15 protein-coding genes are annotated in these 20,912 nt (G+C 55.8%); 1 reads left to right on the forward strand and 14 read right to left on the reverse strand.

Annotation, left to right across the window (positions count from 1 at the left end):
- Positions 1-54: 54 nt before the first annotated feature.
- The 10 genes from bamB to VH86_RS01140 form a co-directional block, all read right to left on the reverse strand.
- Complete coding sequence (bamB, locus tag VH86_RS01095; RefSeq protein ID WP_038645419.1) at positions 55-1,236, reverse strand: outer membrane protein assembly factor BamB; 1,182 nt, start codon at positions 1,234-1,236, stop codon at positions 55-57.
- A 19-nt stretch (positions 1,237-1,255) separates the two neighbouring features.
- Entirely contained in the window at positions 1,256-1,873 is a 618-nt protein-coding gene (locus VH86_RS01100; protein ID WP_045814917.1) for a YfgM family protein, read from the reverse strand.
- Positions 1,874-1,912: 39 nt separating this feature from the next.
- Entirely contained in the window at positions 1,913-3,187 is a 1,275-nt protein-coding gene (gene hisS, locus VH86_RS01105; RefSeq protein WP_045831620.1) for a histidine--tRNA ligase, read from the reverse strand.
- Between the two features lie 106 nt (positions 3,188-3,293).
- Positions 3,294-4,415 (reverse strand): flavodoxin-dependent (E)-4-hydroxy-3-methylbut-2-enyl-diphosphate synthase, encoded by a 1,122-nt coding sequence (gene ispG / locus VH86_RS01110; protein ID WP_034825671.1) that lies wholly within the window; start codon positions 4,413-4,415, stop codon positions 3,294-3,296.
- Between the two features lie 38 nt (positions 4,416-4,453).
- Positions 4,454-5,470, reverse strand: coding sequence for a cytoskeleton protein RodZ (rodZ, locus tag VH86_RS01115; RefSeq protein WP_038645413.1), 1,017 nt, complete (start codon positions 5,468-5,470; stop codon positions 4,454-4,456).
- Positions 5,460-6,194: a type IV pilus biogenesis/stability protein PilW gene (gene pilW / locus VH86_RS01120; RefSeq protein WP_045814919.1), complete on the reverse strand. Its 735-nt coding sequence runs from the start codon at positions 6,192-6,194 to the stop codon at positions 5,460-5,462. Before pilW ends, rodZ begins: the two co-directional genes overlap by 11 nt.
- A gap of 76 nt (positions 6,195-6,270) precedes the next feature.
- Positions 6,271-7,440, reverse strand: a complete 1,170-nt coding sequence (locus VH86_RS01125) for a bifunctional tRNA (adenosine(37)-C2)-methyltransferase TrmG/ribosomal RNA large subunit methyltransferase RlmN (RefSeq protein WP_045831621.1) — start codon at positions 7,438-7,440, stop codon at positions 6,271-6,273.
- A gap of 187 nt (positions 7,441-7,627) precedes the next feature.
- Positions 7,628-8,059: a nucleoside-diphosphate kinase gene (gene ndk / locus VH86_RS01130; protein WP_007884899.1), complete on the reverse strand. Its 432-nt coding sequence runs from the start codon at positions 8,057-8,059 to the stop codon at positions 7,628-7,630.
- A 169-nt stretch (positions 8,060-8,228) separates the two neighbouring features.
- Positions 8,229-10,547 (reverse strand): peptidoglycan glycosyltransferase PbpC, encoded by a 2,319-nt coding sequence (pbpC, locus tag VH86_RS01135; RefSeq protein WP_045831622.1) that lies wholly within the window; start codon positions 10,545-10,547, stop codon positions 8,229-8,231.
- 6 nt (positions 10,548-10,553) lie between these two features.
- Positions 10,554-15,440 carry an alpha-2-macroglobulin gene (locus VH86_RS01140; protein WP_045831623.1) on the reverse strand — a complete coding sequence of 1,629 codons (4,887 nt, stop codon included), beginning with the start codon at positions 15,438-15,440 and terminating at the stop codon, positions 10,554-10,556.
- Positions 15,441-15,595: 155 nt separating this feature from the next.
- Between VH86_RS01140 and sseA the strand changes: the two genes are divergently transcribed.
- A complete protein-coding gene (gene sseA / locus VH86_RS01145) occupies positions 15,596-16,438 on the forward strand; it encodes a 3-mercaptopyruvate sulfurtransferase (RefSeq protein WP_045831624.1) in 843 nt (280 codons plus the stop codon).
- A 318-nt stretch (positions 16,439-16,756) separates the two neighbouring features.
- Here the strand turns inward: sseA and sseB are convergent, their stop codons facing one another.
- The 4 genes from sseB to iscR all read right to left on the reverse strand — a co-directional run bounded on the left by sseB (position 16,757) and on the right by iscR (position 20,856).
- On the reverse strand, positions 16,757-17,524 hold the full coding sequence (gene sseB / locus VH86_RS01150) for an enhanced serine sensitivity protein SseB (RefSeq protein WP_045831625.1): 768 nt from the start codon (positions 17,522-17,524) through the stop codon (positions 16,757-16,759).
- Between the two features lie 113 nt (positions 17,525-17,637).
- Complete coding sequence (gene pepB / locus VH86_RS01155; RefSeq protein WP_045831626.1) at positions 17,638-18,924, reverse strand: aminopeptidase PepB; 1,287 nt, start codon at positions 18,922-18,924, stop codon at positions 17,638-17,640.
- Between the two features lie 63 nt (positions 18,925-18,987).
- A complete protein-coding gene (locus VH86_RS01160) occupies positions 18,988-20,157 on the reverse strand; it encodes an IscS subfamily cysteine desulfurase (protein WP_045831627.1) in 1,170 nt (389 codons plus the stop codon).
- Between the two features lie 201 nt (positions 20,158-20,358).
- The gene (gene iscR / locus VH86_RS01165) at positions 20,359-20,856 is read right to left on the reverse strand and encodes a Fe-S cluster assembly transcriptional regulator IscR (protein ID WP_038645393.1); all 498 of its coding nucleotides are present in this window, start codon (positions 20,854-20,856) and stop codon (positions 20,359-20,361) included.
- Between the last annotated feature and the right edge of the window lie 56 nt (positions 20,857-20,912).

A 20,912-nucleotide genomic window follows, 5' to 3' on the forward strand; every position in this document is an offset into this window, starting at 1 on the left:
ACGAATCAGGAGCCGTATTAGCGAGCAGGAAGCCGGTTCCTGCAAAGCCTAATCTTAACGAGTGATGGCGTAAACTTCGCCGCCCTTCGCCTGGATCAGCAGCTTGTCACCCGCAACCACCGGGTCAGTCTGGAAGCCATCGCTGTCCAGTTTCTGCTGCGCAACAAAGCGCCCGTCCAGGGTGTTGATCCAGTGCACATAGCCTTCGCTATCGCCGACCACCAGATAACCGTTAAACAGCGCTGGTGAAGTCAGGTTGCGATGCAGCAGATCGCTCTGACGCCAGATGGCCACGCCACCGTCGGCATTGAGGGCAATCACACGGTCATCCTGATCGACCAGGTAAATACGACCCGCATCAACCACCATGTCTTTCACGCCGCCGATTTCGCGTTTCCACAGAATCTGGCCTGAACGCAGTTCCAGCGCGGTCAGATTGCCGTTGTAAGCCAGCGCATAGATCACACCGTTAACCACAACCGGCGTCGTGTCCACGTCGCTCAGACGATCAATTTCTGTGGCGCCACTTGGCTGCGAAATACGCTGCTGCCAAATCAACTGCCCCTGGTTCATGATCACTGCGCTCACGCGGCCATTGTCACCACCGACAATCGCACCACCGAATGCCACGGTCGGCGCAGATTCACCGCGCAGTGACAGCGCAGGCATATCGAGGTTGACGCTCCACTTGATCGCGCCAGTGCTCTGGTCCAGCCCCTGCAACATACCGTTGCTGGTGTGGATCAGCACCAGGCCATCGCTCACGACTGGACGCGACAACGCTTCACCGGCGACTTTCGTCTGCCAGGCGATGCTGCCATCGCTATTGTTCAGTGCAAAGACCTGGCCGCGCTCGCTGCCGATATAGATGCGATCGCTGGTAGCGGTGATGCCGCCAGAGAGAAGAGCTGAGATGTTTTTCGAGAAGAAGCCGGTTTTCTCAGAGAGATCGACTTTCCATTTCTCTTTACCGTTGCTGGCATCCAGGGCTTTTACTACGCCAAAGCGGTCGGCCGCATAGACGGTGCCGTCCTGCCAGGCCGGATGCAGATTGGAATAGAAATCACCAACGCCATCACCCACAGAGGTGCTCCAGGCAGTCTGTGGCGTAAACTGGTTTTCCACTTTCGGCAGCGGAGCCATTTTTACTACATCTTCTTCGCCGCTGAACAGCGAGCAACCGCTGAGCAGAGTGACTGAAATCAGCCCTGGCAGCAGGTATTTACGTAATTCCATGTGCGCTCTCTTGACTGGCTTAACTTAAGTTATTCATCTTCATCTGCAGCATTTGCTTCAACGCAGGAGAGGCCTGCGATTCAGCACCTTTGCTCCAGGCATCACGTGCGCCCTGCTTGTCGCCTTTGCTCAGCAGTGCTTCGCCACGAATGTCCGCAATAATGGCTGTCCAGCCATCACCCTTAACATTGTTAAGGGTTGAAAGTGCGGCATCGGCCTGATTTTGCTGCAGTTGAATGCGCGCCAGACGCAGGTTAATCACCGCCTGCAGGTTGGCATCTTTGGTATCTTTCAGCCCGCTCTGAAGCAGCGTAATGGCTTTATCTAACTGATTCGCTTCAACGTACTGTTTCGCTAAATCGAGCGAAGCCAGTGCGCCATAAGTGTTGTTATTTTCATTGGCAAAGGCGGCAACCGCTTCCAGCGTTTGCGGCTTGTCCGCCTGCATCGCGGTGGTCAGTTGTTGATACTGTGCCGACGCAGCTTTATCCGCACCATCCTGATGACTGGTCCAGAAACGCCAGCCACCCAGTGCAGCAATGCCGATGATCACACCCACAGCCAGCGCTTTGCCGTTGTTCGCAAAGAACTGACGCAGTGCGTCAACCTGTTCGTTTTCGTTGCTGTAAACTTCCACGCAATCCCTCTCCTTTAAATGGCTGTTGCAGTGCTGCGTTTACTGCAGCAGCGTGCGCAATGTCGCAGCGGCTTCGCTTTGGGCAACGGTTTGTTGATCGCCAGTGCTCAGGTTTTTAATCACCACCTGGCCCGCTTTCACTTCGTCTTCGCCCAGCACCAGCGCAATGCGTGCGCCCCACTTGTCTGCACGGCCAAACTGCTTCTTGAAGTTACCACCACCGAAGTTGGTCATCAGCTTCAGCGCCGGATCTGCATCACGCAGTTTTTCCGCCAGTTGCATCGCGGCGGACTGAACGCCCTGCCCCGAAGCGATAACATAGACATCAACAATGCGCGTCGGTTCAAATTCTGGATTAACCGCTTGAACCAGCAATACCAAACGCTCAAGACCCATGGCAAAACCGACCGCTGGCGTAGCGCGACCACCCAGCTGTTCAACCAGACCATCGTAGCGTCCACCGGCACAGACGGTGCCCTGTGAACCTAAGCTGTTGGTCACCCACTCAAACACGGTGCGGTTGTAGTAATCGAGGCCACGCACCAGACGCTGGTTCACGGTGTAAGCAATACCCGCGTCATTCAGCAGGCTGCACAGCCCGTCGAAGTGCGCGCGTGAGTCTTCATCGAGATATTCATTCAGCGTCGGCGCATCGTTCAGCAACAGCTGGATGTCAGGATTTTTGCTGTCGAGTACACGCAACGGATTGCTATACATACGACGTTTGCAATCTTCATCCAGTTTGTCTTTGTGCTGCTCAAGGAAGGCCACCAGCGCATCGCGGTAGTTTGCGCGTGCTTCCAGTGAACCAATAGAGTTGAGTTCGAGACTCACGTGTTCAGCGATACCTAACGCTTTCCACCAGCGCGCGGTCATCATAATCAGTTCAGCATCGATGTCCGGACCTTGCAGACCAAACACTTCCGCACCAATCTGATGGAACTGGCGGTAACGGCCTTTCTGCGGACGCTCATAGCGGAACATCGGCCCGATGTACCACAGACGCTGTTCCTGATTGTACAGCAGACCATGCTCAATACCGGCGCGCACACAGCCCGCCGTGCCTTCCGGACGCAGGGTCAGGCTTTCACCGTTGCGGTCGTCAAAGGTGTACATCTCTTTTTCAACCACATCGGTGACTTCACCGATAGCGCGTTTAAACAGCGGGGTCTGCTCTACAATCGGCAAACGGATTTCACTAAAGCCATAACTGGCCAGCACCTGCTTCAGGGTGGCCTCAATACGCTGCCAAATCGCGGTATCCGCCGGCAGGTAGTCGTTCATCCCACGGATCGCTTGAATATTCTTCGCCACGTTAGAATCTCTTAATACAAAAAAACCTGTCCGGCATCATACCTTATGAGGATGAAACCGCACAGGTTCAATCACAAACTGGCGCGCGGCGGGCGCGCACCGTCCTTTATTTTTCCAGCTGCTGCACGTTAATGCGGCGGCTTTCATCCAGCATGCTGGCCTTGGCACGAATACGTGCTTCCAGCTGGTCGATCATGTTGTCGTTATCGAGGCGATCGCGCTGGCGCACGCCGTCTTCATAGAAACCACTTTTGCGGCTGCCGCCGGTCACGCCCATGGTCGAAACCGTGGCTTCGCCAGGACCGTTCACCACACAACCGATAATCGAGATATCCATTGGCGTGATGATGTCTTCGAGACGTTCTTCCAGTGCATTCACCGTGCCGATCACATCAAATTCCTGACGTGAACAGGTTGGGCAGGCAATAAAGTTAATGCCGCGAGAGCGAATGCGCAGCGATTTCAGAATGTCGTAACCGACCTTGACTTCTTCCACCGGATCCGCCGCCAAAGAGATGCGCAGCGTATCGCCGATCCCTTCCGCCAGCAGCAAGCCCAGGCCGATCGCTGATTTTACTGAACCGGCGCGCGCGCCACCCGCTTCGGTAATACCGAGATGCAGTGGCTGATCGATAGCTTTTGCCAGCAGACGATAGGATTCAACGGCAAGGAATACGTCAGAGGCTTTTACACTCACTTTGAACTGATCAAAGTTGAGGCGATCAAGGTGATCAACATGGCGCATCGCGGATTCGAGCAGTGCCTGTGGCGTTGGCTCACCGTATTTTTCCTGCAGATCTTTTTCCAGTGAACCGGCATTCACGCCGATACGAATAGGAATGTTGTAATGGCGGGCACAATCCACTACCTGGCGGATACGCTCATTGTTGCCGATATTGCCGGGGTTGATGCGCAGACAGTCGACGCCATATTCGGCGACTTTCAGTGCGATACGATAGTCAAAATGAATGTCCGCCACCAGCGGCACATTGACCTGTTGCTTAATCAGTTTGAACGCTTCCGCCGCATCCATGGTTGGAACAGAGACGCGCACGATATCGACACCGACACGCTCAAGCTGGCGAATCTGGTTAACCGTGGCGTCCACATCCGTGGTGCGGGTGTTGGTCATTGACTGAACGGCAATGGGCGCACCATCACCAACCGGCACCTTGCCGACGTAAATCCGTGTTGATTTGCGACGGATAATGGGTGCTTCGTTATGCATATTCTCTCTCCACAATTACCCGGAAAGCGCGCTGCGCGTTATTGCGCACCCAGCGTCAGACGGGCAACCTGGTTATTACGGATAAAACGACTTAAATCAACGGGCTGATTCTGATATTGCACGTCAACCGCACTCGGTGCGCCAATTTTCAGACGATACGGAGCCGTTCCGGACAAGCTGAGCTTACCGCCGCTACGTTGCAATCCGCTGAACAGCTTCTTGCCAGTGGCGTCGGTGACTTCCAGCCAGCAATCGGCTTTGAAATTCATCACAACCGCATTTGGGTCGCCCGCAGGCTGACTGACCGCCGCGTTGCTGGTCGGCATTTGACCTGCCGGTACACTGTTGGCAGGTGCCGGAGAGGTGGCCGCTGGCGGTGCGTTATCGATCGGTGCCTGGCTCGGTGAAACCACGGCGTTATCGCTGCTGGTCGCAGGCGCAGTGGTGTTGGCTGCCGAAGCCGCGTTGTTGCTGGTACTCGGTGTCGCAACCGCACCGGCACCGTTATCCACCGGCGTACCGGCGGCATTGGTATCACTGTCAGTCGCGCTGTCAGTGCTGTTTTCACCCAGCGGAATAGACTGACTGTTATCGCTGCTGCTGCCATTCTGGTCAGCCATTGAGACCAGATCGGCCTGCGAGGCTTTATGATTTTGCCACCACCACGCGCCGGTCAGACCGATGACGACAAAAATCACCAACCAGGTGAAAATCATCAGCCAGCCATCACGCTTTTTACGGCGCTTACCTAACGAGAAGCTCTGCATTGGCTCAATTTTGGCCGCGCGCACGGGAGCCTGCTTCGCCATCATCGGCAACAGGTCATCTTCCGGCACATGCACCAGACGAGCATAAGAACGAATGTAACCGCGCAAGAACGTCGAAGCTAAATCAGCTGGCGACTTATCTTCTTCAATGTCTCGTACGGTAGAAAGTTTCAGGCACAGGCGTTCAGCGACATTTTGCTGAGTCAGCCCCATCTGCTCACGGGCCAGACGCAGGCGTTCACCTGTGGAATGTACTGCAGAATTCTCTTGAGTGGCTTCAGTATTCATTAGCTAAATAACGCTGGTACTGTATCGATTGTGGAAAACTTCGCGCCAACCGGTCGCCATAACGTGTAACGTCAGCAGCGTTTCCCTGTTGCGCGGCGAAACGTATTTGTAACCACTGGCTCTCTGCCGTTGCGGGCAAACGCTGGTGGTACACTTCTAATAGCAGCGGAACCGCCATGCGATCCTGCTGTTCAAGCCGCCTTTCCACTTCCAAAAGCAGTTGACTGCCCTGCTCCGGTGCGGCAATCAGCGCGTTGCTCAAAGACTCGCGCGCTGAGGCACTCTCTCCAGCCTGCAGGTAACAATAGCCCGAAAACAGAAATGCATCCTGACGAGCTTCGATTTCCTGTGCAGCCATCGCCAGCTTAAACTGTTGATGCGCTTCGCCATACTGCCTTAAACCGCAAAGAAACGCACCGTAATTGTTAGCGATGTAGCCATTCGCTGGCGCTAACTGCTGGGCGCGTTGGTAGTGCCAATGGGTCTGCGCGCTATTCTGCTGCGCCTGTGCCAGCCGTGCAAGCGCCAACGGCACACGATAATCTCGCGGTGCTGCCCGCTCAGCGCGCAATAAATTACGCTGTGCTGCAGCAAAATCTTTCACCGCCAGGTAGTGCAACCCTAGCTGTAGCCTGATATCTGCAGCACCTTGCTGAACCGGCGGGTTGACACAACCGGTTACAACAAAGCCCGCCAACACTACTGCCGATAATCCTTTGTGCATTTCAGTCTCTCCCTCTGACATCGAGCGGAGAGACTGGCATGGCTTACGCCTGGTGGGTATCACCAGGCACTGTGTTTCAGAGCGCCTTCACAGAGATGGCTTCACCGGCCATCTTCTTACGCAAGGTGCGCTTGGTACGGTCGATAACATCACCCGCTAACTGACCACAAGCCGCATCAATATCGTCACCACGCGTTTTACGCACAATGGTGGTAAAACCGTAATCCATCAGCACTTTGGAGAAGCGATCGATACGACTGTTTGAGCTACGGCCATAAGGCGCGCCTGGGAATGGGTTCCATGGAATCAGGTTAATTTTGCACGGCGTCTCTTTCAGCAGTGCAGCCAGTTCGTGCGCATTGTCGGTGCTGTCATTGATGTGATCCAGCATCACATACTCAATGGTCACGCGGCCCTGATTGGCGTTCGATTTCCCAATGTAGCGTTTAACCGCCGCGAGGAAGGTTTCGATGTTGTACTTTTTGTTGATCGGCACAATTTCGTCACGGATAGCATCGTTTGGCGCATGCAGTGAAATCGCCAGCGCCACATCGATCATATCGCCCAGTTTATCCAGCGCCGGCACGACACCCGAAGTTGACAGCGTCACGCGACGTTTAGACAAACCAAAACCGAAGTCGTCCAGCATGATGTCCATCGCTGGCACCACGTTGTTGAGGTTGAGCAATGGCTCGCCCATGCCCATCATCACCACGTTGGTGATCGGACGCTGGCCGGTAATTTTCGCCGCGCCGATAATTTTCGCCGCGCGCCATACCTGACCAATGATTTCGGAAACGCGCAGGTTACGGTTGAAGCCCTGCTGCGCAGTCGAACAGAATTTGCACTCCAGCGCACAGCCTACCTGTGAGGAGACGCACAGTGTTGCACGGTCAGCTTCCGGGATATACACGGTTTCGACCAGCTGATCGCCCACGCGAATCGCCCACTTGATGGTGCCATCGCTGGAACGCATCTCTTCCGCCACTTCCGGCGCACGGATTTCAGCGCGTTGCATCAATTTGCCACGCAGCACTTTGTTGATGTCAGTCATCTGCTCGAAATCATCGCAGCAGTAGTGGTACATCCACTTCATGACCTGATCGGCGCGGAACGGCTTTTCACCCATCTCTAAAAAGAATTCGCGCATCTGCTGACGGTTAAGATCCAGCAGGTTAATTTTTTCGTTTTTTGGGGAAACAACCACGGGGGAAGCGGACGACGGCGTCACAATCTGTTCGGACATAATGTTCTCTGGCCTCGTTGTTACACGTTACGGCTCTGGTTAAGAATAGGAAAAAAACAGCGCCCTCGCTGAGACGGGCTCAACAAGGGCGCATTATTGTACTACATCTGCTGCATGATGCCAGGGGAACGACTTTACCGATGTTGAAAAGGTGTAAAGACGTTTATCCGCATCGGCAGCAACGTACTTAGCGAGTGCGTGGGCAAACTTCGTTTTCAGCGAAGAAGTAAGCGATTTCGCGTGCAGCAGATTCAGCTGAGTCAGAACCGTGGGTCGCGTTCTCAGTGAAGCTGTCAGCGTAGTCAGCACGCAGAGTACCGGCCAGCGCGTTGTCTGGGTTGGTTGCACCCATCAGGTCACGGTGACGCTGAACGGCGTTTTCGCCTTCCAGAACAGAAACAACAACGGGACCAGAAGTCATGAACTCAACCAGACCATCGAAGAATGGACGGCCTTTGTGCTCAGCGTAGAAACCTTCAGCCTGCTCTTTGGTCAGGTGCAGCATTTTCGCGCCAACGATTTTGAAGCCTGCGCTTTCAAAACGGTTGTAGATAGCACCAATCACGTTCTTAGCGACGGCGTTTGGTTTAACGATTGAGAAAGTACGTTCGATTGCCATGATGACCTCTAGTTAGCATCCTGAAGAAACCGGGAACTCGCTCCCGGTAAGAAAACGCGCCGATTATAGGGACATCATCGGGCGTTGCCTATTGCCGATTGGTGGAATTATCGAAAATAATTGATTTTTGTCGGGGCGAACACGCGCAGAATCTGGCATACGCGGCTATTTAACCCCGAATAAATGAGACGGATGCCAGTTGACCCGATTCATCCATGACCACCAGTTGATACTGGCCCGGTTCACTGAGGACCAGCGCCGCACTGTTTTGCCCCGCTTGCTGTTCGACCGGCTGCCCGTTCAAAAACCACCAGCGCTGCGATCCACTTCCGCCCTGTACGGCAACCGGCAGCAACAATACCACTTTGCCCGGCAACGGCTGCACGCGTTGCCCCTCAATTACGCCAGTGATTAAGAGCGGTGGCGCGCTGCCCTGATTTAAGGGTGGGCAGCGAGAATCGACCGGCGGCAGGCGCTGCTCGCGGCGCTCGGACAGCGGCAGCCAGGGTTCCAGCGGCAGTGGCCACATCAGACTCTCCTGGCTCTGTGCGCCGGGGCAATCTGCCGCCACACGTAAGCCCTGAAGGTTGACCCAATAACGTTGACGTAAACCATTCACACCTTCCTGACCGGGTGCCAGCAGTGTGGGTGGCACAGTTCGGTTCAGTATCCAGCTCTGGCGACGCTGGCGACAGTTATCGTCACCCACTGGCAAGGGTTGGCCTCCGGGCCAGCAAATGCTCATGGCGCTGACTGAATCCGGCCGCGGATCGCGCGGCGCAGCGCGCACTGACATATGCCCCGCCAGCAGATTATTGACCTGGTTCATCACCGGTACCGCAGAAGCAAAACCAAACTGACCGGCAACCGGTGTGGCATCCGGTCTGCCAACCCACACGCCGATTAAATAGCGGGGCGTAATGCCAATCGTCCATGCATCGCGGTAGCCATAACTGGTGCCGGTTTTCCAGGCCAGCGGTGCAATATCCGGAACGGCGCCTGATGGCTGAGCTTCTCCAGCCAGAATGCGCCGCACAATCCAGGCTGCGCCCGGCGAAAGCAGTGGCCGCTCTTGCAATGGCTGATTGGGCAGCCAGCGCAGCTGCGCGGCACTCCCCTGACGGGCAAAAGCGCTATATGCCGCGACAATCTCATCCAGCTGCGCACCCGTGCCGCCGAGCACCAGTGAAAGATTGGGTTCGGCCCCTGCCGGAAAGCGCAGATTCAATCCAACGTTACGCAGACGCGCCGCCACCGTTTTCGGGCCAAGCGCATCCAGAAGTTGGACTGCAGGTAAATTCAGTGAACGCTCCAGCGCCTCGCTGGCACTTACCGGGCCGTGAAAACCGGCGTCAAAATTACCGGGACGGTAATCACCAAAACGGCGTGGCACATCCTGCAGCAGTGATTCACCGTGGATCAGCCCCTCATCCAGCGCCATGCCGTAAACAAAAGGTTTCAACACCGATCCGGGGGATCGCACGCTGGAGATCATATCGACATGCCCAAAGCGACTGTCGTCATTGAAGGACACTGAGCCAACATAGCCGCGCACTTTCATGCTGCGGTGATCCACCACCAGCAACGCCAGCGAAGTGCGCGGTGGCAGCTGGTTTTTTAGCGATGACGCCAGACTTTCCAGCTCGCGCTGCAGCGACACATCAATGGTCGAACGAATTTTGTTGTCGGGTGAGAGCGACAACAGGCGACGCGCCAGCAACGGTGCCATTTGTGGAACCTGACGCGGCGGTAGCCACACCGCTTCCTGTTTGATCTCCGCTACATCCTGCGCTGACCACACCTGATACTCTGCCAGTCGATCCAGCACTTTATTGCGCGCCACTTCCGCACGTTGCGGCCAGCGATCCGGGCGCAGACGGCTTGGTGCCTGTGGCAGCACGGCGAGCAACGCTGCCTCACCTTTGGTGAGCTGAGACGGCGGCTTACCCAGCCACATCCAGCTTGCTGCGCCAATGCCTTCCACCGTGCCGCCAAACGGCGCACGATTGAGATAGAGTGTGAGAATGTCGCGCTTGGATAAGTGCCACTCCAGCTGAAGCGCTCGCCAGGCCTGCACCACCTTGCCACGCAGCGTACGCGGTTGTGGATCGATCAACCGCGCTACCTGCATGGTCAGCGTACTGCCACCTGAGACGATGCCGTGATGCAGCAGGTTTTGCCCGATGGCACGCACAATCGCCATCGGATTGATACCGGGATGGTGCCAGAACCAACGGTCTTCGTAAGTCAGCAGCGCCTGAATATACTCGGGCGAAACCTCTTCAAGCGTCACCGGATAGCGCCAGATGCCTTGCTTGTCGGCAAAACGCCATAGCGGCGTGCCATCCTCAGCGACCACCACGCGCGCAGGTTGCACTTCCTGCAGCGGCAGGGGATCGAGTCGATCCAGTAGCCCTATACCGACGAGCATCAGCAGTAAAAAAAGCGGCAGCCAGCGCCACCGCTTCCATGCGTAACCTTTTTTCATTACCGCTTAGCGCACATTTAATTTTTCCGGCGTGGTGCCAATCGCGCGCCACTCTGGCACATACATTGACTCAACCTGCGGTGGCGGCAGGCGATAGCTGCCCGGCGTCACGGCTCGCGCCAGATACAGCAGCGTGCCCGGCGTGTAGCCATCCAGCGCCAGTGCGGCGACAAAGCGATCATCGCGGAACTCGATGTGTTTGATGTTGGCCTGCTGCATATCCATCATGCTCTCCTTCAGCGCATCAGCACTGTCGCCCAGGCTGGCGCTGCTGTCGCTCAGGTTCTGGTTTTCCAGTTCCAGCCCTGCAGGCAGTAAATCCACCACCAGCGCATCACTGACCCGCTCGCTGGCCGCCACTTTCAATCGCACCACCAGCAATTCACCACTTTTCAGGTTGGTGAGGTCGGCAGGCTTACCGTCCAGGGTGAAATACTCACGGGTGATCTTCAGCACGTTGCTGATCGGCGACGGTGCCGTTTGCGGATAGCCCACGACATTGAGAGTGCCGTACAGCGGTGAGGCATTGTCGCTCTTCACCAACAAGCCCTGTCGCAGCTGATCTTCGCTGATGCCCATATTGAGCGTCTGATTGCTGCTAAGCGGCTCGCCTCTTCCCTGAAGCGTGGCCTGCCATTGTTCACCTTTGTGCTGCTGCAAGGTACGTGCAGCGAGGAACAGCGCATTGTTTTCCTGGGTAGAGAACCAGCGCTGCCCATGTACCGCTTTTGCCAAATCAATCAACAGCGGCCCCTGCATATCGGGCAGCAACTGATTTTCTGTGAGGAGTGCGAGAATCAGCGCACGGTCACGCACCGGGCTGCCGTAATCGCCTAACCCGTTGTTGGGTTTGCGCTCAAGCCCGATGCCTTGCGCCAGCGCTGACTGCGCACGCTGCTGATCGCCCATGAGCTTCAGCGCCACTCCCAACTGCACCAGCGCCAGGCCAGACTTCGCCTGCTCACGCTTTTCATACAGCGCACGCAACGCACCGAGCGGCGCCTGCTGCTGACGTGCCAAAACCAGACCCGCATAAGCCTGCACACTGAAGCGCAATCCATCAGCATCGCTGCTCCAGCTGGTTTCGATTTGCGCCGGATCTTGCAGATAACGTAGCAAGCGCTCATCGGCACGGCCGATCACCCCTTCCGGCACGCTGTAACCGGCTTCGCTGGCACGCAGCAGGAAATCGGTGACGTAAGCTGTCAGCCAGAACTCTTCCTGACTCTCTTTACTCCACAAACCAAAGCTGCCATTGCCGCGCTGCATACCCGCCAGGCGCGCAATACCCGTGGCAATCGATGCCCGGCGAGCCTCATCGGTGCTGGTTTTGATACCCAGCGCATCCAGCTGCGCTTTGTTGGTGAACACCGATGGCCAGATGCCACTGGCGGTCTGCTCCAGACAGCCATAAGGATAGGCATACAGCTGGCTGATAAAGCTGGCGATATTCAGAGGTGGGCGATTACTCAGCGACAACTGTCCCGTCAGCGTATCCTTTTGCAGACCGTTAAAGGCACTTGCCACCACCTGCCAGCTTTGGCCAGTTTGCATCACGTTGTCGAAACTCAGGGTTTGGGCCGGATAAGCCGGACGCACGCCAATGGTCCATTTACGGTCGCTCGACGCCAGCGTCTCTCCCGGCAGACTCATACCTGAGACCTTGACCTGCACTGCCCCCTCACCAAAGGCGCCCTGCGCTTTAACCGGGATTGGTAAGGTCGTGCGCGCGCCCTTCGCCAGTTGCACGCTGGAGGTGACTGTGCCGTTCAGGGCTATCAGCCCCTGTGTGGTCACATCGACTTTTAACGTCTGCGGTTGATCGGTCAGGTTGGTGAGATCCAGCGCCAGCGTCGACTGGTCACCGCTGGCCATAAAGCGCGGCGTCGCCAGTTCACTGATGAGCGGCGCGGCCACGACCATTTTGCGTTCTGCTGAGCCGAAGCTGTCTGCACTCCACACTTGCGCCATCAAGCGTAACTCGCCATTAAAGGCCGGAATGGGGAGTTCAATCGTGCCTTCACCGCTGGCATCCAGCGTGACTGGCTGCAGTTGTTGTGCAACGATCTGTACATCGGTGACCGGCTTTTTACCGCCGCGTGACAATGCATCGGCATCGTCGCCATCACCACCGAAACGCAGTGCCGCCAGCTTGCCGCCGCCTTCAATCAACTGACCATACACATCATATTGATCGGCGTTGTAACGCTTACGGCCAAAAAAGGCGTCCCACGGATCCGGCGTTGGGTAATCAGTGATGCTCAATACGCCACTGTCCACCGCTGACAGCAAGACCTGAACCTGCTTAGGCAACTCGCCGCCTTCACGGCTGGCTTTCACCTTCACTTTTATCGTCTGCTCAGGGCGGATTTTTTCAGGCGCATCCATCGCCAGATTGAGACGTCGCGCTTCGGTCGCCATCGGCAAATGCAGCAGCCCCACCGCCCTTTTCGGCGTGGTGCCGTTGGCTTTATCGCCGTCACGCACCACGATGGCGCTGAGATAGAGATCGTGACGCTTCCAGCTCTCATTAATCGGTACATCAATGGTCGTGCCACCGGCAGGAACATCCAGTGGCTGCCACCACAGCGTGCCGCTGCTGGACTCCACCATCAGATAGCCTTTACCCGCAGCCGGTGATTCCACCTGTACTTTTGCAGTATCACCCGGTTGGTAGGCGCTTTTATCAATTTTCAGTTTGACCTGATCGGGACGTAACGCACCGGTGCCATCAGTGTTGTCCTGCCACCAGTAACCCGCATTAAAGCGCACGCTGCTAATGATATTCTCACCCGCATGCACTTCCAGACGATAAGTACCCCACTCCACCGGGAAGCTGATTTTCTGGCTGCCCCCCGCCGCAATGTTGATCCGCTGCTCATCTTCCTGCAGATCCTTTTGGTCATAGCGTGACTGCCAACCTTCGCTGTCCGAGAAGCTCCAGTAATAGTCACGACGTTCGTGAATCAGACGCACATCCAGATCCTGTGCAGCCAGCTTCTCACCTTGCGGGTTGGCATACACCACATCGAACTCCGCAAGGCCGTTCTCCGGCACTGTGGGTTCGTCACGATAACGATCGGTGCGATAGTCATACACCGATTCGCTATTGAACAGCGGACGAATCCCCGGCAGCGCGGGCGCGGGCCAGATCGATTGGGTCGCGCGGCGTGTCACCGGACGGCCCCCCGTTTCCAGCAGGCTGGCTTGCAGGATGAGGTTGAGCGGCGAGTGACTTTCTGCCCAGCTGCTTTCCACGTTTAACTGCAGTTTGCCGCTCTCATCCAGCTTGTCATCAACGTCATCGAGACTGCGTTTTAGTTCTTCAGTGATATCGCCAAATTGATAGCCGGGCAGCGCTGCCACGGCTTCACGCGCCGGGCGCAGGAACAGCTGCCCTTGCAACTCATTGCCGGCGGCCGGTGCGCCATACAGATAACGACCCTCAACATCAAAGGTCACTGCTGCATCAGGTTTCACGGGCTGTGCGCTGTTGCTTAGCGCCAGCGCCATGCGTTCAGGCAGAAAATCTTCTACGTGGAATGACCAGCTGCGCGGCTGGTTATCACCGCTGTTGATGCGCAGCGTCCATTCACCGGTCATGGCTGAAGCCGGAAGAGCAAAGCGCTGCTGGTATACCCCATTTTCTGGCTGCCATACGAAGGTCTGGGTGACTTCACCATTGGGTTGCACCACTTCGGCTTTTACCGGTTGTGGCGGCAACGGCTTGCCATCGGCATCACGCAGCAGCGCATTAACGATGACCGTTTCACCAGGGCGATAGAGATCGCGCGGACCGAACAGGAAGAACTGTTTATCGTAACCCTGCGGACCATCAATCGGGAATTCGGCCAGATCCAGCGCCGGGCGATTGAGATCGATCAGCGAGGTTTGCCCTTTCTGCGTTGCCAGCAGCAGTTTGCCTTTGGCATTAGCTGGCAGGCGCAGATGGCCATTGCTGTCACTGGCGCCACTCGCCAGCTGCTGGCCTTTCTCGTCCAGCAGTCGCACGTTCACATCTTCCAGCGGTGCGCCATTGGCGAGACTTTGCGTAAAGAGTTCCAGTTGATCCGGAAAGCTGTGCAGTGATAAACCAATGTCACTGAGCGTGAACAGGGTTGCCGGTTGGGTGTAATTATAAGTGCCGGCCTGTTTCATCACCGCCAAATAAACACCAGGCTGTTTAAGCGCATCAACGTCGCCGAGCGGCAACTGCATCTTCTCACGCGTGTTGCGGGCCGGATTGAGATCAAAACGCCCGCTGTAGACCAGATCGGCATTTTTTAGCAGGTCGCGTGATTCCCAGTACGACAGATTGTTGCCGTAATTCCACTGGGCGAGAAAATCGGCCAGGGCGGCACTTTTTACCCGGAAAAAATCGACATCAATGTTGTTCACATTAAGCGCCAGCACCGGCAATCCCTGCGTCAGGCGCAGCGGCAGCAGCGATCCGCGGCTGGCGAAGCCCACCATCGGCTGGATATCGCGGGTGGTAAGTGTCTGGCTGAAAGGGCTGCCTAAGGTGCGACCATCAGCGGCTTTCAGGTCTGAATCAATTGAGATGGTCAGCTTGCGCGCTGGTTCAGGATGACGGAAGCGCAGCGCCTTGCCGTTTTGCGCCAGCTCCCAACCGCCATCCACTTTGCCGCTTTTTTCATCGCTGATGTGGATTATCGCGTTGAAGTCCTGCTTGTTATCGATAGCGTTGTTGAAGGTCAACACTAACGCCGCAGCGCCATCCAGTTGTAACTCTGAGAGATCAATAACGGAAAGCGCTTGTGCCGCGCGTTGTACCGCTGGCGCATCAACCGCTTGCACCGGCAGCAATGTGCCGCCTAAAAGTATCCCGCCGAACAGCACGCTGAGCAGCAGTCGATCAACACGTTTTACCATGGTAAGTCCCTCACCAGCCCCAAAAGGTTAAAAGTCGTATGCTGCGCAATTTCACATCAACCTACTCACTTTAGCAACGATACCCTTGAGATAGCGTTCACATTCCCGGACACTGGGTCTTTCCGTTTTCTGATGATTGAGAAGAGGTTGTTGCGATGACAGCTCCCCTGTTTGTCTCTGCCGATTGGTTAAAAGAGCATTACACCGATGAAACGTTGCAGGTTTTAGATGCGCGCATGTTGCCGCCAGGTCAGGAAGCGGTTCGCGATATTCAGGCGGAATATCTGGCAGGGCATTTACCGGATGCGCCGTTCTTCGATATCGAAGGCTTGTCCGATCACACCAGCGCATATCCACATATGATGCCGCGCCCGGAAGCTTTTGCCGTGGCGATGCGCGAACTGGGGGTCAATCAGGATAAACATCTGGTGGTGTATGACGAGGGCAATCTGTTCTCCGCGCCCCGTGCATGGTGGATGCTGCGCGCCTTTGGCTGCGTCAATGTGTCGATTCTGGCAGGCGGTTTACAGGGCTGGAAAGCGGCAGGTTTTGAGAACGCTTCGGGCCCGGTTGATCTGCCTGAGGGCGAATTTGAAGCTAACTACGACAGTGGGCTGGTGAAGCGTCTGACCGATGTGTTGTTGATCAGCCATGAAGGCGGCGCACAAATCGTTGATGCCCGTGCCGCCAATCGCTTTAATGCTGAAGTGGATGAGCCTCGCCCTGGTCTACTGCGCGGACATATCCCGAATAGCCTGAATATGCCGTGGAACAATCTGGTGGTAAACGGCGAACTGAAACCAGCGGCTGAACTGCGCGATTTGTTTGAAAAAGCAGGTATTAAACTGGATCAGCCCATTGTCGCCAGCTGTGGTTCAGGTGTGACGGCGGTGGTGGTGATTCTGGCGCTAACGTCGCTGGGCGTGCGTGACGTCACGCTGTATGACGGCTCATGGGGCGAATGGGGCAGCCGTGACGATTTACCGATTGAGAAGTAATGTTAGCCAGTCGATTGAGCTGCTAAGCAGAGCAAGGAAGGGTAACTAGCAGAACAAACTTCTGAGCATGGTAATCAAGGGGAGCTGGCAGAGCAAACTCTTGAGCAGAGCAAGGAAGGGCAACTAGCAAAACAAACTTCTGAGCATGGCAATCAAGGGGAGCTGGCAGAGCAAACTTTTGAGCATGGCAATGAAGGGTAACTAGCAGAACAAACTTCTGAGCAAGGTAATCAAGGGTAGCGGCGCGATTTTCGCGCGTTTCTGCAGCCGCATTTTGGCTGACAGATTCGCAAGATATCGCACCGCTACAAGCGATATTTAAATAACCCGCTGGCTGCCTTTGAAGTCGCGCAGGAAACTCCCCCAGCGACGTTCATAAAAAGGCGTGATGTGCGCGGTAAAGAAATGGCTGACACCTTTCTCCTCGCTCACCACTTCACAGATATCAATCGGTGCATCATCTGCCAGCGTATCGGTTGCCACGCTGCCAGCCGCCTGAATGATCTCCTCGATATTGCTATCCGCTTCGATACCGATCAGCAAATTGGGTTCTTCCGTGGCGCTCTCACGAATGCTGGCAATATAAGCACGACGTACCTGTTTATACTTGGCAAACAGCTGCGTCAGTGAATCAATCATCTGTGCAGGTGGTTCAGCCACTTCCGACAGAAGCAGCGCATGGCCCCCTTCCAGTACCGTTTGCTGACTCAGCGCACTGCCCTCTTCACCGATCAAATGGGCAATCTCACCCGGTGAAAACTCTTTGCCGGCGGGCAGCTTAGGATTGAGGAATAGGCTCTCACCCAGGGTCATTTCGAACAGCGTGCGCGCGGGCAGGCGCAGGTAAGGCTGCTCTTCTTTAATCGCTTCCCCCATTGCTTCTTCTGAGGTGAAGAACGGGATAACACTGCCGCCGCCCTCTTTTTCCCAATGCTGTAATTCCACAGGTGAGGTGGCATCGAACTGCTCTGCAGGACTTTCACCTGGCACCCAAATGTCAGATTCCAGCAGCAGTTGAAAGAATTCCGGACGGTGCGCAGGCTCGGTGGCGGCCAGCTTCAGCACCTCTTCTAGACGATTACTCATTTATCAAGTTCCAAAAAAACGGCAAGCTCATGCACGAGTTTTGCCGCTTTAGCGCTGTGTGGTCGCCACGAATGACGACCCTGGATAAGATTGACGCAGCATGCGCACCGGCTTTATTTCAGTAACAGATTGGCGATGGTACGCACACCCAGACCGGTTGCACCGGCTGACCATTGATCCACCGCGCTTTTACGGTAAGTCGCAGAACAGTCAATGTGCAGCCAGCCCTGCTGATACTTGCTCACAAAGTGAGAAAGGAACGCCGCCGCGCTGCTGGCACCGGCTGCATGTGCCGGACTCGCGATGTTGTTCAAATCGGCAAAGTTTGAAGGCAGATGGCTGCGGTGGAATTCAGCCAGTGGCAGGCGCCAGAAGGCTTCATTTTCACCGGTTGCACTACCCAGCAGTGATTCCGCCAGGACATCGTCAAAGGTAAACAGGGCGTGATAATCGTTGCCCAGCGCCGTTTTCGCTGCACCTGTCAGAGTTGCTGCATCGATCAGTAACTCAGGATTTTGCTCGCTGGCATCAATCAGGCCATCGGCCAGCACCAGACGTCCTTCCGCATCAGTGTTCATCACTTCAACGGTCTTGCCGTTGCGATAGCGAATGATGTCGCCGAGACGGAACGCGTTACCGCTCACCATGTTGTCTGCACAGCACAGGAACAGCTTCACACGTTTGGTCAGGCCACGTGAAATCGCCATCGCCAGCGCGCCAGTCACCGTCGCTGCACCGCCCATGTCGGATTTCATCGAATCCATAAACGCGCTCTGCTTCAGGCTGTAACCACCGGTATCAAAGGTAATGCCTTTGCCAACCAGGCAAGCGTATACCGGCGCATTTTCATCGCCGCTTGGATTGAAGTCGAGCGCCAGCAGCACAGGTGCGCGGGTTGAACCACGGCCCACGGTGTGAATACCCGCATAACCCTGCTCGCGCAGATCTTCGCCTTTGGTGATGCGATAGCTCACTGCGTCACCGCCCACTTCGCTGATCAAATCGATCGCGCTGTGCGCCAGTTGTTCCGGGCTGAGGTCTTCCGCAGGCAGGTTGATGGTGTCACGTACCCAGTCAACGATTTTAAGACGACGATCAAATTCTGTCTGATCGTTTTCGCTTAATGCTGGCCACTCTACCTGGCGTTTGCCTTTCGGGCTGCGATAGCCTTGCCAAAATGCCCAGCATTTTTCCAAATCCCACTCTTCGCCGCTCAGTGCGACGTGGCGGATCCCCTGACCGTCCAGCTTGCGCCCTGCGCGCTGGATGCTCATCAGCGCATCGGCGCCAGTCAGGTGAAGGGTCATGCCACTTTCAGTGCTGCTCAGCAGTGCTTTTTCACCCCAGCGCGCATCGGCGGCCTGGGAGCTGAGCGTAATAGTCATCGGTTGTGTTGTCATCGCGTAGCTCCGTTTGCGTTAGGTGTCACCTTGCGCCAGAACCGGCGCAAGGGAGTGCATGAATTAGCGGGACGTGGCGGGCGTGAATGCCCGTAAACGGCTGACCGCTTTATTGACCAGCTCAATGGCGTAGTCAATTTCCTCTTCGGTGGTGAAACGCCCCAGCGAGAAGCGCAGTGAACTGTGTGCCAGTTCCTGCTCAACACCCATGGCGCGCAATACATAAGAGGGTTCGAGACTGGCCGAGGTACAGGCAGAACCCGATGACAGCGCCAGATCTTTCAGCGCCATGATCAAGGATTCACCCTCAACCTGAGCAAAACTGAGGTTCAAAATATTCGGTGCGCCCTGCTCAAGCGAACCGTTAATCTTCACATTCTCTAAGCGGCTGATACCGTGCCACAGACGTTCGCGCATAGCCGACAGACGAGCCATTTCGCTGCTCATCTCTTCACGTGCGATACGGTACGCTTCGCCCATGCCAACAATCTGATGCACCGGCAACGTACCGGAACGCATACCGCGCTCGTGTCCACCACCATGCATCTGCGCATCGATCTGCAGTTTCGGTTTACGACGCACCCACAGCGCACCAATGCCTTTTGGGCCGTACAGCTTATGCGCTGAAAACGACATCAGATCCACCGGCAATTCAACGACATCAATTGGCAGCTTGCCAACACTTTGGGTGGCGTCAACATGGAACAGAATGTCACGCGCTCGGCACAAGGCGCCGAGCGCAGCAATATCCTGAATCACGCCGGTTTCGTTGTTCACATGCATCAGGGAAACCAGCACGGTATCGTCGCGCAGCGCAGCTTCCAGCATTGCAGGCGTAATAATGCCATCACTGCCGGGTTGCAGATAAGTGACGTCGAAACCTTCACGCTCCAGTTGCTGACAGCTATCCAGCACCGCTTTGTGCTCAGTTTGACTGGTAATGACGTGTTTGCCGCGTGCCTGATGGAATTGAGCCGCACCTTTGATGGCGAGGTTGTCAGCTTCAGTGGCACCGGAAGTAAAAACGATTTCACGCGGATCGGCGTTGACCAGCTCAGCAATCTGATTGCGCGCCACATCAACGGCTTCTTCAGCCTGCCAGCCAAAACGGTGAGAACGGGAAGCGGGGTTACCGAAGGTGCCATCCAAAGTGAGGAACTGCATCATTTTGGTGGCGACACGCGGATCGGCAGGCGTTGTCGCTGCGTAATCCAGGTAAATCGGTAATTTCATTGCGCTAAAACTCCGTATAAAAAATCATACGTCTTTATAGCACGATTCAGCCCCGGCTGTGTGAACCCGTCATGCTCAAGCCGCAGGTACGTTGGCTGCGCTAATTCCCCCCAGTCACTTACTGATGTAAGCGCCTGGGGATTCATTCGCTTGCCGCCTTCCTGCACCTCGAATCATCAAGGGTTGGGGGCTTAGACGGGATTAAGCACGCAGATTAACGTTAATGGTTTCCTGCATACGGTGCTGCTGGAAGCGACGGTTGTCGGTCATGTTCTGACGGTCAGCCACATCCAGAATTTCCTGGTTGTTCACCAGTTCAGCCAGCGTAATGTTGTTGAGGAATTCGCTGATGCGCTCACTCAGATCACGCCACAGGACGTGAGTCAGGCAGCGCTCACCACCCTGGCAGCCTTCTTTGCCCTGGCATTTGGTGGCATCAACAGATTCGTCAACCGCCGTGATCACCGCGCCAACCGCAATCGCGCCGGCATCTTTACCTAACAGATAACCACCGCCCGGACCACGAACGCTGGCCACTAAACCGTGCTTACGCAGACGTGAGAATAACTGCTCCAGATAGGAGAGCGAAATGCCCTGACGCTCAGAAATATCAGCCAGCGGCACCGGGCCCTCGTTTGAGTGCAGTGCAACGTCCAGCATAGCGGTTACGGCATAACGTCCTTTGGATGTCAGTCTCATAGCATACAACCTCGTAAGCGTCCGTCCGGGTATCGGCGGGCTATCTGATGAATTGA

Origin of the sequence: Pantoea sp. BL1 (assembly GCF_000963985.1) — a bacterium.
GTDB lineage: Bacteria > Pseudomonadota > Gammaproteobacteria > Enterobacterales > Enterobacteriaceae > Pantoea > Pantoea rwandensis_B.